Consider the following 17752-nt stretch of genomic DNA (forward strand, 5'->3'; position numbering starts at 1 on the left):
AAGTTTCCCTGTATAGTTCGCGATTGCTTCGTACCTTATAATGACGTTAGGGATATATCAGTTTTGTTAAATCGCTTTTAAACAGTTCCTTAGTTAAAAGGCCGGCATCTTTTTACTACTAATATGCCTCACTGCAGCACCAATTTTAACACGTTAGCAAGTACAGGGTTATGGTCATCGGCCCTCCAGTTGATGTACAGGTCGGTTTTAAAAGGAAGCCTGATAAACCGGATTCCCGGGCTTTCATGATACATGTATGAATCGGGCAATATGGCAATACCCAGCCCTTTCTTAACTAATGCAATAATGGTTGATCCAAATTCAGAATACAGGTAATCGTCGGGAACAATATCAAACGACCTGAACATCTGCTGAATGATATCACTGTAACTGCTTCCCTCGTCCCTTATCGGCAATATAAATTTCTGTCGGGAAAGGGTTTCTTTTGACAGATCATCTATTGCATGATAAACATGATCTTCCGGAACTACGATTGACAGATAATCACTGTAAATTTTTTCCGATTTGATTCCCTGTGTTGTATTAACATCCCTTGTAACCGAAAGATCGATCTTATAATTTCTCAAAAACTCCTGCTGATTTTCATAGCGCAGCTGCACCAATTCAACCTGTAGCTTAGGAAATGCATTGGATATGCGGGCGATCAGATCCGGCATTAACGAACCTGATATGGAATCGGGGTGGGCAATTCTTATTGTACCACTTTCACCTAAATGGATCTGCCGGGCAAACTGATGAATGAATTCAAGCTCACTTAACTCTATCTCCCACTTCTCCCGCAAAAACTTACCTGCGGGAGTTAGCTTTACATTACGTTTATTCCGCTCAAATAACAGCAGCCCCAACTCGCTCTCTAATGCTTGAATGTGCCGACTGAGGGCAGACTGCGTAATGTTCATTTTTCCGGCTGTATTCCAAAAATGAAGCTCTTTCGCTAAGGCTAAAAAGTATTTGATCTGCTGTAAATCCATTAATGCAATATATGCATTAATAGATGATAAAATAGCATTTTACTGCATTTAACATCTAAGTAAATTTGCATATGGACAACATAAAGATTGTCGGCGTAACGCCAAACGATGTAGCTCGACTTCAAGATATTAGCATACAAACCTTTTCCGAAACTTTTTCGGCGGTTAACTCGCCGGAAGACATGGCGCAATACCTCAATGAGAGCTTGTCATTAAGTAAGCTGAGCGATGAACTGAACAATAAATCATCACAGTTTTATTTTGCAGTACAGGGCGAGCAGGTAATAGGCTATCTGAAGCTGAATACAGGGCAGGCGCAAACTGATGTTAAAGCCAACGATGCTCTTGAAATTGAGCGCATTTACGTATCACAGGCATTTCTTGGAAAAAACATCGGAAAGCTCCTGTATGAAAAAGCAGTTCAGATAGCCCAACAAGCCGGTGCCAGGTACATTTGGCTTGGTGTATGGGAAAAGAATTTCAGGGCGATCAGCTTTTACAAGAAGAATGGCTTTGTGGAGTTTGACCAGCACGTGTTTATGTTAGGTACGGACAGGCAGATAGACATTATGATGAAAAAAGATTTAACAAACGATTGAGACGGATGGAGAAAAAGAACGTTTTCCTTGTATTACTGGTATTGGGCACAGCCTTTTGGGGCATATCATTTTCAATAACCAAACTGGCTATCGGTCATGCTTCCTCGCTCATCTTTTTGTTTTATCGCTTTTTGGCAGCAGCAGTGGTTTTGTCGGTCATATTCTCAAAACATTTAAGGCAGATAAACCGGGAATCTATTAAAACAGGAATAAGTTTGGCTGTACCCCTTACGCTCGGAATTTATCTTCAAACGCTGGGCATCAAACATAGCTCTGCTTCGCAATGTTCTTTTGTTGCGGGTACCTGTGTAATTATTATCCCCCTCTTAAAAGCAATTTTTTACAATACTGTTGCGCCTGCAAAAATCTGGCTGGCTGCTATTATAGCTTTGGCAGGCTTATCAGTTATTTCTATCAATGCTAATTTTTCGGTTAGTCTCGGCGATTTGTACACCATTGCCGGAGCAATTGCCTTTGCTGTTTATTTGATCAAGGTTGAAAAACTATCCAAAGTACAGCATATCGCACACACCGTTGTGCCAATGTTTGCGGCTTGTGCCATCATCACCTGCTGTTTGGCCTTAGCCGATAATACCAGTACCGGCTGGCTGCCGCAAAACAATGAATTTTGGATGGGTGTTGTTTATTGCTCGTTGTTTTCTACTGCTTACATGTACACCATTTCCAACATCTCCCAGCGTTACCTTAGTGCCGAAAGGGTTGCCATTATTTACCTTTTTGAACCGATATTTGGAGCAATTGCCGCGTGTTTTATTTTAGGCGAACACCTTACCTGGCGATTGTTTTTAGGCGGAAGCCTGATTTTTGCTGCAACACTCATTTCCGAATTGAAGTTCGACCGGAAAGCAATTATGCTTGAAGCAAACGCAATCGATTAGTCGCGTTACCGCTTGTAGTAACCTTAAAACATCACTGGAAAAGAAATAAGTTTGTGGCTTTCCGGCTTAATATTTTAATATTAACTTTTATGTATTATACTATTTAGTGGTCTGTGCGCCCATTTTTACACCTAATTTTTCATACGCGATATCGTTGGGTTCCCAAAGTTCTATTTTATTTCCTTCAAGATCCATGATATGCACAAACTTGCCATAGTCAACGGTTTCTACCGTATCTACAATCGTAACACCTTCCTTTTTAAGTTGTGCTACAAGCGCGGTTAAATTATCCACCCTGTAATTAATCATAAAGTCCTTTCCGGAAGGGTCAAAGTATTTGGTTTTCTCGTTAAAGGGACTCCATTGGGTAAAACCTTTCCTGAGGGTATCGGCACCTTGTCGCCATTCAAACACAGCGCCGTATTGGTTTGTCTGCAAACCAAGGTGTTCTTTGTACCACGCCCTTACCTTAGCCGGTTCCTTACATTTAAAAAAGATGCCGCCAATGCCGGTTACCCTTTTTAATTCAGCCGGTTGATGGGCTTGTCCTCCGGAAAGGGAAGCTTTGAAGGCGAATCCGGAGCCAAACGAGGCGATAATGAGCAGCAAGATAAAGATCGTTTTTTTCATAGCCGATTATAGTTAAGCTTGTTTACAGTTAGTTAATGAAATTTAAAGCATTTGAAAAGCAAAACAAAACCACAAATGAAAAAGCCTCAAATCTTTCAACTTGAGGCTCATTATGCGGATTGAACTCTTTAACAATATTTAAAGAATCTGCGTGTTTAGCTCTTCCCTGCCTTATTCGGCCTGCTGTTTCATTAGTTTTTTAGCCGCAACTAAAGCTAATAAGGTAATCATTGCTGCGGCTGTAAGATAGTACCCTACATAAGCAAGACCGTAACTGTGCGCCAGCGTCGTTGCCAGGTATGGTGTAAGCGATGCCCCTAAAATACCGGCCAGGGTAAAAGCCAAAGAAGCACCTGTATAACGAACAGCCGGCGGAAAGATACCTGCAAGCGCTGTACCTATCGGACCATACGTAAGCCCCATCAGAAACATTCCTATCGACAAGAAGATAGCCGTTATCACTAAACTTCCGGATGTAAACAAAGGCGCAAACACAAGCCCGAACGCTATAATGCATATTGTTGCTACAATTAACATGTTATTACGCCCATACTTATCTGCCAGCACAGCCGATAGCGGGATACCTATTCCAAATGCCAGCATTGAGATCATTTGTATAATGAGGAATGAGCTTTTAGTATAATGCAACGCTGTAGTACCCCAGCTTAGCGTAAATACCGTCATTAAATAAAATAGCAGAAAAGTAGTAACAGTTGCCAGCGTACCCAACGTAATAGCTGCAGTATGTTTTACAAAAACATCGGCAACCGGTACTTTCGAACGCTCATTATTATTAACCATCTTTGTAAACTCGGGCGTTTCGGATATTTTTAACCGCACGTAAAGACCAACCCAAACCAGCAACGCGCTTGCAAGAAACGGTATGCGCCAACCATAGGTTAGGAAATTATCTTCGCTCATGGTTTTACTGAGGATAAAGAACGTACCGCTCGATAACAGGAAACCTATAGGTGCGCCCAATTGCGGAAACATACCGTACCAGGCTTTTTTATGTGCCGGGGCATTTTCTGTAGCCAGTAATACTGCACCGCCCCATTCGCCCCCCAGCCCAAGCCCTTGTCCAAAACGAAACAAGGCAAGCAGTACCGGCGCTGCGATACCAATGGAAGCATAGCCGGGCAAAAGCCCGATGGCAACGGTTGAAGGCCCCATGGTTAATAGTGCTGCAACCAATGTGGCTTTACGCCCTTTACGATCACCAAAATGCCCGAATATTGCTGCCCCCAATGGCCTCGCAAAAAAAGCTAAGGCAAACGTTGCCAGCGATTCGAGCGTAGCCGAAGTAGGATCTGCAGATGGGAAAAATAACTTAGGAAATACCAATACCGCAGCAGTGGCATAAATATAAAAATCAAAAAACTCGATGGTTGTTCCGATGAGGCTTGCAGTAAGGATCCGGCCAACCGGATTCCCTGCAGAAGGCTGCTGATTCATAGCCTCAAACATATCAAATTTGAGTGAATGTGCAAGTAGGCAAGAAATTAAAAAGCCTCAAGTTTTTCAACTTGAGGCTTTTCATTTTTCGTAGCGGGAGCAGGACTCGAACCTACGACCTTCGGGTTATGAGCCCGACGAGCTACCAACTGCTCCATCCCGCACTGTATTTGTGCTATATATTTGAGATCCGGTCATAACCCCGGAAAGGTGCTTCCAATTATCAAAATGCAAATTTGCACTCCGTTTTAATTGGACTGCAAAGATATAATTCGTTTCTTTGCAGTCCAAATATATTTTTAATTATTTTTTTATGGCTCATCAGGCAGGTTTTGTAAGTATAATAGGTAAACCCAACGCAGGGAAATCAACCCTTATGAACGCGCTGGTGGGCGAAAAAATGTCCATCATCACCCCAAAAGCGCAAACTACCCGTCACCGTATTTTGGGCATTGTGAACGATGAAAACTACCAGATCGTGTTTTCGGACACGCCTGGTGTTATTAAGCCCCACTACGCCCTGCACGAAAGCATGATGCACCAGGTTGACGGCTCTATTGTTGATGCCGACCTTATTTTGCTGGTTACCGACATTTATGAGGAATATGACGAAGCAGACGTTCTTAAAAAATTGGAACGTTCATCAGCGCCCCTTGCTGTACTCATCAACAAAATTGACCAAAGCGATGAGGAAACCGTAAAAAAGAAAGTTGAATTTTGGAGGGAGAAATTAAACCCGAAAGCCATTTTCGCGATATCGGCATTGCACGGACATAACATCAAGGCCATTATGGATTTCGTGATCGAAAACCTGCCCGAACATGCAGCTTATTACGAAAAAGATGCACTGACTGACCGTAACGATCGCTTCTTCGCTTCAGAAATGATCCGCGAACAGGTGTTTAAACAATACAAAAAAGAAATTCCGTATAGCACCGAGGTTATTGTAACCGCCTTTATTGAGGGTGAAAAGCTTTACCGTATCAGTGCAGAAATTATTGTTGAACGCGAATCGCAAAAGAACATTATCATAGGTAAAGGCGGCGAAATGTTAAAAATTACCGGCACCTATGCCCGCCGCGCCATGGAAGACTTTTTTCAACAAAAAGTTTTCCTGGAAATGTTTGTAAAAGTGATCCCCGACTGGCGCACCAAAAAGAATTATCTTAAACAATTCGGATACGAGGGTTAAGATATGAGAATTGAGATGTGAGATTTGAGATAAAGTCTACGCTCTGTTTTTAAATCCAAGATATGAGAATTGAGACGTGAGATTTGAGATAAAAATCTTTCGCTCTGTTTGTAAAGCATTAATTTAGAGGTGCGATTTGAGTTGAGATTAATGCAAAGTCTCATATCTCAAATCTAACATCTCAAATCTAAAAAAGAATATGAGTAACATAGTAGCCATTGTGGGCAGGCCCAACGTAGGCAAATCAACATTATATAACCGTTTAACCGAAAGTCGTAAGGCTATTGTTGATGACTTTAGCGGTGTCACGCGCGACAGGCATTACGGCCTGGCCGAATGGCTTAACCACAACTTTACCGTTATTGATACCGGCGGCTATGTAGCTAATTCCGACGATGTTTTTGAAACCGCCATTCGCGAGCAGGTTGATATTGCCATTGAAGAAGCTTCGGTAATCCTTTTTGTTGTCGATGTTACTACCGGCATCACCGATCTGGACGATGAGATTGCCAACCGCCTGCGCAAAAGCAAAAAGCCTGTTTTCGTTGTGGTAAACAAACTGGACAACAACAACCAGGTTGCCGATGCTATGGTATTTTATAGTTTTGGCCTTGGCGAAATTTACAGCATATCGTCAATGACTGGCTCGGGTACAGGTGAATTGCTTGACGAAGTGGTAAAACACTTTGAAGACGAAGTACTGGAAGAAAACACCCGCCCTAAATATGCAATTGTCGGTCGCCCTAACGTGGGTAAATCATCTATCATTAACGCACTTATCGGTAAAGACCGTAACATTGTTACCCCTATTGCCGGTACCACCCGCGACTCTATCCATATCCATTATAACCAGTATGGTCATGATTTTATGCTGATAGATACCGCCGGGATGCGTAAAAAAACCAAGGTTAAAGAAAACATTGAATTTTACTCGGTAATGCGTACCATCAAAGCGCTGGAAGAAGCTGATGTAATTATCCTGATGATTGATGCGGTTGAAGGCTTTGAATCGCAGGACATCAATATCTTTCACCTGGCCGAAAAGAACAAAAAAGGCATAGTGATTGTGGTGAATAAATGGGACTTGATCGAAAAAAACAGCAAAACCATCAAGGTGTTTGAAGAGCAGATCCGCGATAAAATAGCCCCTTTTACCGATGTGCCTATCGTATTTACCTCAGTTACCGAAAAGCAAAGGGTATTGAAAGTGATTGATGTAGCCAACCAGGTTTACCAGAACCGCGCCCGCAAGATCCCTACTTCAAAACTGAACGAGGTAATGCTGCCTATTATCGAAAACTACCCGCCGCCATCCATAAAAGGTAAATACGTTAAAATAAAATACATTACTCAAATTGCCGGCACTTCGCCAATGTTCGCGTTTTTCTGCAATTTGCCGCAATACGTAAAGGAGCCTTACTACCGGTTTATCGAAAATAAGCTCCGCGAAAATTTTGATTTTTCGGGCGCCCCGGTGCAGGTTTGGTTCAGACAGAAGTAGGCCGAACCTTGATTTTTAGGATTCGAGGATTACCTTGAGATTAAAATCTGGCGATCTAAACAAAAAGAGTTGAACGAGGATATTTCAATATTGAAAGTATCTTTTTTAACTCTTTTTTTGATCATTACATCAGGAAATCCTTTAATCAAAAGAATCATGGTTCCTGTTGCGTTTTTTTGCTTTTTCCCGTAATACTACTAAACCTCAATACTTTACACTTCATGAAAAAGTTTTACTGTTTGGTATTAATAGTACTGGCTGCTTTTACTGCATGCAAAAAAGGTGAGCTATCATCTGCCGGCGGAGAAGATAATGGCTGCATCAATCGCGTTAAACGTGTTTATAGCGACAGCAATAAAGTTGAGCTGGCAGCGGCCATTACGCTCCTGCAAAAAAATAGCATCCCGGTTAACGGCCTGGTGATATATAGAGTTATTTTAAACGATAGCATAAGCAATAATGGTCCGCTTAATATCTACCAGCATGTTATAGCTTATGAAGAAAGCAAAGGTTTGCCCATCTTTAATTCGGGAATAGGCTATCATTTCAGGAACGAGGTTTTTTCAACTACCATTGGCCGGCGCTATGGCACACTTAGCCTGAATACTACAGCAACGGCTTCGCTGCCCCAAATACGTAAAATTTTTATCGATGCCTTTAAACAAGACGGCTATACCATTGATAACCATGTTAATGAATCATCATGCCTTAATGCGGAGTTCGGGTATTACAACCTGAATCAGGATACGCCGGATCATCCCAATTTTATAAAAGCATGGAAGGTAACTTTCTCAAAGTACAATGAGTATCCGGTAGCCTATATTCAAGACAGCAACAGAAAATTAATTTATTATTTCAACGGATTACTGACCCTGAATAAAACCACTAAACAAAAGATAAACTAAGGTTGTATCCCTCTGAAAATCTACAGTGCTGCTAAACTCAGCTTAGTCTTCCGGGGTAATCAACCTGTTTACTTTGTCAGTTCAAAAACACAAAATGCAACATGGTTGCATTTTGTGTTTTTGTCATTTACCTTTATCCATAATTAACCGCAATATCATATGAAGGATTTTGATGTGATCATTATCGGCGGCAGCAGCGCCGGTTTATCTGCAGGCATGGCTTTGGGCCGTGCCATGCGTAAAGTATTAATTATTGATAGTGGCATGCCCTGCAACCGCCAAACGCCACACTCACACAATTTTTTTACCCGCGATGGTCAAACCCCGCACGAGATTTTGACTATTGCCCGCGAACAAACTTTAAAATACCCAACTATCACGCTGCTCCATAGCGAGGCCACGCAATGTACGCCAATAACCAACGGCTTTGAGGTTAGTACAAGATCCGGCGAAACATTCAGCGCAAAGAAGATTATCCTTGCTGCCGGTATTAAAGACCAAATGCCCGATATTCCCGGCTTCGCCGAATGTTGGGGAATATCGATTATACATTACCCTTATTGCCATGGTTATGAATACGGGTATCAACCTACAGGCATATTTGCTAACGGTGAAATGGCTTTTGAGCTGGCCAAACTTATTTCAAACTGGACAAAAGATCTCATTCTGTTTACTAACGGAAAATCAACTTTAACCGAAGGTCAGCAATCCATTATCAGTCATAATAATATACAAATTATTGAGGGGGAAATAGCAGCGTTTGATCATCATGACGGCCAGATAACTACCATCCATTTGCAAAACGGCTCCGAAATAAAACTTAAGGCATTATATGCGAGGCTCCCATTTGTGCAGCACAGTGATATTGCATTACAATTAGGCTGCTCATTTACCGATCAGGGCCATATTGAGGTTGATGCACAGCAAAAAACAACGTTACCCGGCGTTTACGCCTGCGGTGACAGCGCTTCGGGCATTCGCTCCATAGCCAATGCGGTTAATAGCGGCACAATGGCAGGTGTTATGGCAAATTTGGAATTGATTAATGAGGTTTTCCTGCCGGGAAAGTAGCATCAATTCAATTGCAGTGCAGACTTACGAAGTTTTGAAAACTTCGTAAGTCTTTTCCACAGTCATGAAATCCTCAAATCAAGAGAATCAGGGGTTCGCTTCCTATTGCTCCAACCCCTTTTTAAAGGTTACATCATCGGTATTGATCACTTTAAAGTAGGCGTTATCACCCCATTTAAAGCGGGCCGCCTGGGCTTTCAGGATAGTTTTTATCGGCTCCCTGGAGATCTGTACTTCGTGCGAATCCATTTCTTTAATGGTTTGCGAGACATACAGTATAAATTTATCGACCTCGTCATTACTAACAGCATATTGAGTTAAAAACTCAGCTTCAGTCGGGTATTTTTTAAGCAATTGCTGCTGGCGGTCAACAACGTAAGCGGTAAATAATTGCTGCTGGCTCAGGTCCTGGATAAGCGGGGTGAATTTGCTGGTATCCGCCGGTACAAAAACATCGGGCATAATGCCTCCGCCGCTAAAAACTTTACGCCCGCTTGAAGTATGGAATGATGGGGTGCCTTTAAAGGCACTATCATTAAGATTGCTTTGTTCTGAAAAAAGTTCGCCTTTTTGCATGCGCTGGGCAAGTTCATTGCGATAACTGTCAACCCCGTTTTTGTATGATTTCTGGATAGAGCGGCCCGAAGGGGTATAGTACCTGGCCACTGTTAGATTCACTGCCGAACCATCGTCAAAAGCAAACTGCTGCTGTACCAGGCCTTTACCAAATGATCGTCGACCAACAATAGTAGCCCTGTCAAGGTCCTGCAGGGCCCCTGCTAAAATCTCACTGGCCGAGGCCGAATATTCATCAATAAGCACGGTAAGTTTCCCTTTCTGAAACATGCCCGAATCGGTGGCAAAGTAATCAGTGCGGGGCTCGTGAATACCTTTGGTATAAACTATCAGCTTTCCATCAGTTAAAAACTCATCGGCTAATGAAGTAGCAGCATTAAGGTACCCACCGCCATTGCCTCTCAGGTCGAGCAGCAATTTATTCATACCGTCAACCTTTAGCGCCGTTAAAGCCTTTCTGAAATCGAGGTCGGTAGTAGCCGAAAATTTACTGATCTTGATATAGCCGGTGTTAGCATCGGCCATATAGGCGGCATCAACGCTGCTTAGGTCAACATGTCCCCGTTTAACCGTAAGTATTTTTAAACCTTTGCTCAGCGGAGGCACAACACTCAGTTTTATTTCTGCATCCTTTTCACCCCTGAAAACGCTATTTATCCGGGTGGCCGTTAGCTTACTGCCCGAAAACTTTTTATCATCAACATTGATCACCTTACTGCCTACCAGTAAGCCCGCTTTTTCGGCCGGACCGCCGGCATAAACCTGCGTAATGATCAGCGTATCACGCAGTAACTGGTATTCGATACCGATACCGTTAAAACCTCCGTCTAACCGCTCATTAATGGATTGCGCCTGCTGCTGCGGTAAATAAAGCGAATGCGGATCAAGGTTTTGAAGCAGGTTATTTACCGACACGCCTTCAATACTATCGATATTAACGCTGTCAACATAGTTGCGGTCAACCAGTTGCAACACCTTTGCTATTTTACTATTGCTCACAAAGGAGAAGCCAAGGTTATGCGCGGCAAAATCCTTGTTAAGCACCTGGCCTATCATCACCCCTACCAGCAGCAGGATTATTGTCCGGAAAATTACACCCGCGGTCCTCTTCATAACTTATTACACACAAAGTTAATAATTGCGGGGTCAATAATTTTTACCCGCACCCTTGCATTTGATGATTTTTACCGAATTTTGTTATAAATTATTTGAAAATAGGCAATGGAAACCACTACCGAAAGGGAATCGCACTATAAAAACCTCGAAAAACAAACCGTAAGGGAAATTTTAGAAAACATTAATAACGAGGATAAAACCGTTCCCTTTGCTGTGGAAAAGGCCTTGCCACAGATAGAAGCCCTGGCAACTATCACCGCAGAAAGGATGAAAAACGGCGGACGTTTATTTTACATAGGCGCCGGTACCAGTGGCCGTTTAGGCGTGGTTGATGCTTCAGAATGCCCGCCAACGTTCGGTGTTCCATTTGATATGGTTGTTGGGCTAATAGCCGGCGGCGATGGCGCGATCCGCAAAGCGGTAGAATTTGCTGAAGACGATACTATACAGGCCTGGAAAGATCTGGAAGCTTTCGACATTAATGATAAAGACGTAGTTGTTGGCATAGCCGCTTCGGGCACTACACCGTATGTGATCGGCGGCTTGAAAACGGCTAATGAGCACAATATAGTTACCGGCTGCATTGTTTGTAACAGCGGCAGCCCGGTAGCGGCTGTGGCACAGTACCCGGTTGAAGTAGTAACGGGCCCTGAGTTTTTAACAGGCTCAACCCGCATGAAGGCCGGTACCGCGCAAAAATTAGTTTTAAATATGCTGAGCACAAGTGTCATGATCCAGCTTGGCCGCGTAAAAGGGAACAGGATGGTTGATATGCAATTGAGCAACCACAAATTGGTGAACAGGGGCACCCGCATGGTAATGGACGAAACCGGGCTGAACGAAGAAGAAGCAGCCGGGCTACTGAAACAATACGGCAGCGTACGAAGCGCTGTTGATCATTATTTAAAAAAATAAACTGAATTTGAAGATGTGTTGATTTGGAAATTTGAAGATGCTTGTATTCGATAAATTCTCAAATTCAAAAAATTCGGGTTCAGACAATTTGAAATCAAAAACATGCACGATATTGAACCATATTACCGCTGGAGAGACGATTACGTGGCATCGGAAGATGAGTTTTCGCCTTTTTATGCAACAGAATACAGCGAGTTTGAATTTGACAAGCAGGTATACAATTACCTGCTGCACCCGCAATGGGACTCATTCGGCTCCAATACCCTTTATTTAAAAGTGCTTTTTGCCGATTATGATAAAGGTTACACCATTATTGAACTGATAGGTGAATGGAATGACGCCATCAACAACGACATTATGCTGCTGAAGCGTGAGCTGCTCGACCTGATGATAGATAATGGCATCACTCATTTTATCCTGATCGGCGAAAACGTACTCAACTTTCATTCAAGCGATGATTGCTATTACGAAGAGTGGTTTCAGGACGTGGAAGACGGCTGGATAGCAGGCATCAACTTCCGCGAACACGTGATAGACGAATTTAAACACAGCAATATCGACTATTACATCAATTTTGGCGGCGAACTCGATAGCCTTGGCTGGCGTACCCTGAAACCCATACAGGTTTTCAAAAAGGTTGAAGAGCAGTTGATGAGGAGATTGAATTGAGAATCAAGATTCAAGAAGTCAAGAGCCAGGAAAGGGCCAGCAGATCGTCAGACTATTTCTTACCTCTTGACTCTAATAGTCTTACGTCTTTCTTCACAAAGCATTCACCTTTTATTTATATATTCGTACTATAATTTTTAACACAAAATGGAATTTAAAGAATCTAAATACAACTTCGATAATGTAATCGAAGTTAGGGATCAATCAGAAGTTGCTTCACGCAGGTTTATGGCCGGCGTTTTCAGCTGGATGTTCGTTGCGCTTGGCGTATCAGCAATAACAGTTTATCTGTTTTTAAATATGGGCCTGATCGGCCTGATCGTTGCACCAACCGGCGGTCTTACAGGTTTTGGCTATTTTGCGCTGTTTTCGCCACTGGCGTTTTCATTGGTAATGCAATTTGGCTATAACCGAATCTCTTATCCGGTATTGGTGCTGCTTTTCGTAGCTTATGCAACGCTTATTGGCATTAGCTTAAGTTTGATATTTCTGATCTACACATCTGCATCAATATTGGGTGTTTTCATTACCGCATCAGTAACTTTCGGTATTATGGGCATTGCCGGTTATACTACCCAGATGGATTTAACAAAGTTTGGTTCAATCATGTACATCCTGTTCATTGGGATTTTTGTAGCTTCATTAGCTAACTTCTTTATGCACAGCGAACAAATGAGTTACATCATCAGCTACATAGGCATAGCTGTATTTACTGGTTTAACTGCCTACTATATGCAAATGTTAAAACGCATTGGAGCAGGTATTGAATACGGTGATGCAAGCTCGAAAAAACTGGCCCTGATGGGTGCGCTAACATTGTACATCACACTGATCAACCTGTTTTTTATGCTCCTCCGTTTATTCGGCAGAAGAAGATAATCTCATTAAGAAATTCAATCAAAAAGCTGCCTCCGCAAGAGGCGGCTTTTTTTGTATAACAATGTGGCTTACCTATGATATTTAGCGTACGTTATACACTTGCAAATGATAACTTTATTGCGCAACTTTGCAGTGCTTATGGAGAAAGACGGAGGGATTAGACCCTGCGATGTCTTAGCAACCTGTGCTTCACAAGGTGCTACATTCTACTCAGCAGCCAAACGGCCCCTGAGACAGATAAGCGAAAGTCATAACAACACCCGACTTTTCGAGATAAGCTTTTATTTATTTGTGATTACAAAGATTGTATTGATTACACTGATTTGATTCGTCCTGACAGGCTACTTGCTCAAGAGTCGATAGATCAAACCATTCTTTAAAATCAAACTAATCGGTGAAATCATCAAATAAAAATCGGTGAAATCAAACAATGGACATTAGAAAAGAATTACAGAAACGCATCCTGGTTATTGACGGAGCAATGGGTACCATGATCCAAAGGTACCAGCTCACGGAGAAAGATTTTCGTGGCGAGCGTTTTCGCGATCATCATAGCGATCTGCAGGGCAATAACGACCTGCTAAATATTACACGCCCCGATATTATCAAAGCCATCCATGCCGAATACCTGGATGCCGGTGCGGATATCATTGAAACCAATACCTTCAGCACACAGGTAATTTCCCTTGCCGATTATCACCTGGAAGAACTGGCCTATGAACTAAGCTACGAAGGTGCACGCATTGCCCGTGAGGTAGCCGACGAATATACCCGGCGCAACCCCGAAAAGCCGCGCTTTGTTGCCGGTGCCATCGGCCCAACCAACCGTACTGCTTCCTTATCGCCAGACGTTAACGACCCCGGATATCGCGCCGTTACCTTTGATGACCTGGCCGAGGCCTACTATGACCAGGTACGCGGTTTGGTTGACGGAGGATCGCACCTGTTGTTGGTTGAAACTATCTTTGATACACTGAATGCAAAAGCAGCCCTCTTCGCCATAAAACGTTATGAGCTGGAATGTAAAGCTGCAGGTAAGGATTTTCCTGCTTTCAGGGATTCGGGCGGTATCATGATCTCAGGAACCATTACCGATGCTTCAGGCCGTACCCTTTCAGGACAAACGGTTGAAGCTTTCTGGAACTCGATAAGCCATGCCAACCTGCTTTCGGTAGGCTTAAATTGCGCTTTAGGTGCCAGGGAAATGCGCCCGCACCTTGCCGAGTTATCAGAAAAAGCGGGGGTATTTATCTCCGCCTATCCTAACGCAGGCTTACCCAACGAGTTTGGCCAGTACGACGAAACTCCGCATGAAACCGCTCACCAGGTTGACGATTTTATCAAAGCCGGCCTGGTTAATATTGTTGGTGGTTGTTGTGGCACTACCCCCGAGCACATCAAATGTATTGCCGATAAGGCTGCCAAATATCCGCCCCGCCCTATCCCTCAAATTGAGCAGGATATGCGCCTGAGTGGTCTGGAAGCGGTTACCATTAAACCCGAAAGCATTTTTGTAAACGTGGGCGAACGCACCAACATTACCGGTTCACCTAAGTTTTCTAAATTGATTTTGGCCGAGGATTACGAAGCTGCCCTATCTGTCGCCCTGCAACAGGTTGAAGGCGGCGCCCAGGTCATCGATATCAATATGGATGAGGGGATGATCGATTCGGAAGCGGTGATGGTGAAATTCCTGAACCTGGTTGCTTCCGAGCCCGATATCGCCAAACTGCCTATCATGATCGATTCATCCAAATGGACGGTGATTGAGGCTGGTTTAAAATGCGTACAGGGAAAAGGCATCGTAAACTCCATCTCTTTGAAAGAAGGGGAGGAAAAATTTAAAGAACATGCCCGTAAGATCCTAAGTTATGGCGCCGCAACTGTGGTGATGGCTTTTGATGAGACTGGGCAGGCTGATTCATACGAACGCCGGATCGAGATCTGTAAACGATCATACGATATCCTGGTGAACGAGGTTGGTTTTCCACCGCAGGATATTATTTTCGATCCTAACATCCTTACCGTAGCCACCGGTTTGGAAGAACACAACAACTACGCCGTCGACTTTATTGAAGCCACCCGCTGGATCAAACAAAACCTGCCGCATGCCAAGGTGAGCGGCGGTGTGAGTAATATTTCATTCTCATTCAGGGGTAATAATACGGTACGCGAGGCCATGCACTCGGCTTTCCTGTACCACGCCATCAAAGCGGGTATGGATATGGGGATCGTAAACGCCGGGATGCTGGAAGTTTATGAGGAAATCCCTAAAAACCTGTTGGAACTGGTGGAGGACGTACTGCTTAACCGTCGCCCGGATGCTACCGAGCGTTTGGTTGAGTTTGCCGATACCATCAAAAGTAAAGGCAAAGAAGTAGTGCGTGACGAGGAATGGCGCAAAGGCACGGTCCAGGAGCGGCTCTCCCACTCGCTGGTAAAAGGTATTGTTGAATACCTCGACGATGATGTGGAGGAAGCCCGCCAGGCCTACAATAAGCCACTTGAGGTGATTGAAGGCCCGCTGATGGATGGCATGAACATCGTGGGCGATCTGTTCGGTGCCGGTAAAATGTTTTTACCGCAGGTAGTAAAATCGGCCCGTGTAATGAAAAAGGCTGTGGCCTATCTGCTGCCTTTTATTGAGGAAGAAAAAAAGAACAACGCCAATGCCGATCAGCGTGCCAATGCCGGTAAGGTGTTAATGGCCACGGTTAAAGGCGATGTGCATGACATCGGCAAGAATATAGTAGGTGTGGTACTGGCTTGTAATAACTTTGAGGTGATCGATCTCGGGGTAATGGTTCCTGCTCAACGCATTATTGAGGAGGCTAAAAAGCAAAACGTTGATATCATAGGCTTGAGTGGATTGATCACCCCATCGTTGGATGAAATGGTGCATTTTGCCAAAGAAATGGAGCGTGAGGGATTTACCATTCCGCTCATTGTTGGCGGCGCTACAACATCACGCATTCACGCTGCTGTAAAAATCGCGCCGCAATACTCAGGCGCTGCTATCCATGTATTGGATGCATCGCGCAGCGTTACCGTGTGCAGCAACCTCATGAGTAAGGATAACCGCGATGCCTACATCCAAAGCATTAAAGACGAATACGCCAAAGCCCGCGAGGCGCATGCCAATAAAAAATCAGACAAGCGCTTTGTCACTATCGAAGAGGCCCGCGCGGGAAAATTCCAGATCAGCCTGGACGGCGATGTAGCGCCCAAACCTGCTTTTACTGGAACCAAAGTGTTTGAGAATTTCCCGCTGGAAGAGTTGCTGCCTTATATCGACTGGACGCCGTTTTTCCATACCTGGGAACTTCGCGGCAGCTATCCGAAGATCTTTGATGATAAGTTTGTAGGCGTTGAAGCTAAAAAGCTGTTTGACGACGCGCAGGTGCTGATGAAACGTATTGTTGACGAGAAGTTATTCACTGCTAAAGGTGTAATAGCCTTTTGGCCGGCCAATGCGGTTGGCGATGATATCGAATTATATACCGATGAAAGTCGTACAACCGTTTTAAATCGGATCCATACCCTTCGCCAGCAGGCCGAAAAGGTGAAGAACGATCCGTATTATGCCTTGTCAGATTTTATCGCACCAAAAGAAAGCGGTGTGCCTGATTATTTCGGCGGCTTTGCGGTAACAACCGGTTTGGGTTGTGATGAATTGGTTGCTGAGTTTGAGGCTGACCATGACGACTATAACAGCATTATGACCAAAGCCCTTGCCGACCGCCTTGCCGAAGCTTTTGCCGAAAAAATGCACGAACTGGTACGTAAAGAATACTGGGGCTATGCCAAAGGCGAACAGCTAAGCAATGCCGACCTGATCAAGGAAGAGTACCAGGGCATCCGCCCCGCACCAGGCTATCCCGCCTGCCCGGACCATACCGAAAAAACTACCCTGTTTGAATTGCTAAAAGCAGAAGATAATGCACACATGCACCTTACCGAAAGCCTGGCCATGCTGCCGGCCGCTTCAGTAAGCGGTTTCTACTTCGCACATCCGCAGGCAAGATATTTTGGCTTGGGTAAAATCAGTAAGGATCAGGTGGAGGATTACGCTATCCGTAAACAAATGCCATTGGAGGATGTGGAAAGATGGTTAGGGCCGAATATTAATTATTAGCCCCCCGGCCCGTAAAGGGGGAGTAAGGGAAGAAGCGAAAAAGCGCAGGGCTTGTGCGATTCCCCTCTTGAGAGGGGTGGAGGGGTGTGTTAACAAAGCGATAATAAACAGCGCATAACACACCCCTGCCAACACACAAATCCACCGCGCCCCCTCTCAAGAGGGGAATTAAAAAAAGTATATTATAAAACTTAAATAAAAAATCCCCCCTTTAGGGG

The 17752-nt window shown here is 43.9% G+C and carries 14 protein-coding genes, 1 tRNA gene and 1 riboswitch; of the genes, 10 read left to right on the forward strand and 5 right to left on the reverse strand.

The genetic code is table 11. The annotated features are described in order from the left end of the window. Positions 1-128 precede the first annotated feature (128 nt). Positions 129-992: a LysR family transcriptional regulator gene (locus MusilaSJ_RS14435; RefSeq protein WP_274985665.1), complete on the reverse strand. Its 864-nt coding sequence runs from the start codon at positions 990-992 to the stop codon at positions 129-131. 71 nt (positions 993-1063) lie between these two features. Here MusilaSJ_RS14435 and MusilaSJ_RS14440 point away from each other — a divergent pair, with 71 nt between their 5' ends. Both MusilaSJ_RS14440 and MusilaSJ_RS14445 read left to right on the forward strand, forming a co-directional pair. Continuing rightward, positions 1064-1591: a GNAT family N-acetyltransferase gene (locus MusilaSJ_RS14440; protein WP_274985666.1), complete on the forward strand. Its 528-nt coding sequence runs from the start codon at positions 1064-1066 to the stop codon at positions 1589-1591. A 5-nt stretch (positions 1592-1596) separates the two neighbouring features. Beyond that, on the forward strand, positions 1597-2490 hold the full coding sequence (locus MusilaSJ_RS14445) for a DMT family transporter (RefSeq protein WP_274985667.1): 894 nt from the start codon (positions 1597-1599) through the stop codon (positions 2488-2490). A gap of 99 nt (positions 2491-2589) precedes the next feature. Here the strand turns inward: MusilaSJ_RS14445 and MusilaSJ_RS14450 are convergent, their stop codons facing one another. From MusilaSJ_RS14450 to MusilaSJ_RS14460, 3 genes are all read right to left on the reverse strand, one after another. Continuing rightward, positions 2590-3120: a VOC family protein gene (locus MusilaSJ_RS14450; RefSeq protein WP_274985668.1), complete on the reverse strand. Its 531-nt coding sequence runs from the start codon at positions 3118-3120 to the stop codon at positions 2590-2592. Between the two features lie 171 nt (positions 3121-3291). Then, the gene (locus MusilaSJ_RS14455; protein ID WP_274985669.1) at positions 3292-4575 is read right to left on the reverse strand and encodes an MFS transporter; all 1284 of its coding nucleotides are present in this window, start codon (positions 4573-4575) and stop codon (positions 3292-3294) included. Positions 4576-4666: 91 nt separating this feature from the next. Continuing rightward, positions 4667-4739: transfer RNA gene (locus MusilaSJ_RS14460), tRNA-Met, on the reverse strand. A 149-nt stretch (positions 4740-4888) separates the two neighbouring features. Between MusilaSJ_RS14460 and era the strand changes: the two genes are divergently transcribed. The 4 genes from era (at position 4889) to MusilaSJ_RS14480 (ending at position 9244) form a co-directional block, all read left to right on the forward strand. Beyond that, complete coding sequence (gene era, locus MusilaSJ_RS14465; RefSeq protein WP_274985670.1) at positions 4889-5767, forward strand: GTPase Era; 879 nt, start codon at positions 4889-4891, stop codon at positions 5765-5767. 199 nt (positions 5768-5966) lie between these two features. Then, positions 5967-7268: a ribosome biogenesis GTPase Der gene (gene der / locus MusilaSJ_RS14470; protein ID WP_274985671.1), complete on the forward strand. Its 1302-nt coding sequence runs from the start codon at positions 5967-5969 to the stop codon at positions 7266-7268. A gap of 221 nt (positions 7269-7489) precedes the next feature. Continuing rightward, positions 7490-8173, forward strand: coding sequence for a hypothetical protein (locus MusilaSJ_RS14475; protein WP_274985672.1), 684 nt, complete (start codon positions 7490-7492; stop codon positions 8171-8173). Positions 8174-8332: 159 nt separating this feature from the next. Next, positions 8333-9244, forward strand: coding sequence for an NAD(P)/FAD-dependent oxidoreductase (locus MusilaSJ_RS14480; protein ID WP_274985673.1), 912 nt, complete (start codon positions 8333-8335; stop codon positions 9242-9244). 102 nt (positions 9245-9346) lie between these two features. Here the strand turns inward: MusilaSJ_RS14480 and MusilaSJ_RS14485 are convergent, their stop codons facing one another. Then, the gene (locus MusilaSJ_RS14485) at positions 9347-10933 is read right to left on the reverse strand and encodes a S41 family peptidase (RefSeq protein ID WP_274985674.1); all 1587 of its coding nucleotides are present in this window, start codon (positions 10931-10933) and stop codon (positions 9347-9349) included. Between the two features lie 108 nt (positions 10934-11041). Here MusilaSJ_RS14485 and murQ point away from each other — a divergent pair, with 108 nt between their 5' ends. The 4 genes from murQ to metH all read left to right on the forward strand — a co-directional run bounded on the left by murQ (position 11042) and on the right by metH (position 17534). Next, complete coding sequence (gene murQ, locus MusilaSJ_RS14490) at positions 11042-11851, forward strand: N-acetylmuramic acid 6-phosphate etherase (RefSeq protein WP_274985675.1); 810 nt, start codon at positions 11042-11044, stop codon at positions 11849-11851. 102 nt (positions 11852-11953) lie between these two features. Continuing rightward, positions 11954-12520, forward strand: coding sequence for a hypothetical protein (locus MusilaSJ_RS14495; RefSeq protein ID WP_274985676.1), 567 nt, complete (start codon positions 11954-11956; stop codon positions 12518-12520). 147 nt (positions 12521-12667) lie between these two features. Then, entirely contained in the window at positions 12668-13399 is a 732-nt protein-coding gene (locus MusilaSJ_RS14500) for a Bax inhibitor-1/YccA family protein (protein ID WP_274985677.1), read from the forward strand. A 133-nt stretch (positions 13400-13532) separates the two neighbouring features. After that, positions 13533-13643: riboswitch (SAM riboswitch) on the forward strand. A 186-nt stretch (positions 13644-13829) separates the two neighbouring features. Next, entirely contained in the window at positions 13830-17534 is a 3705-nt protein-coding gene (gene metH, locus MusilaSJ_RS14505; RefSeq protein WP_274985678.1) for a methionine synthase, read from the forward strand. The last annotated feature ends 218 nt before the right edge of the window (positions 17535-17752 follow it).

The sequence above is a fragment of the Mucilaginibacter sp. SJ genome (genome assembly GCF_028993635.1).
Taxonomy (GTDB): domain Bacteria; phylum Bacteroidota; class Bacteroidia; order Sphingobacteriales; family Sphingobacteriaceae; genus Mucilaginibacter.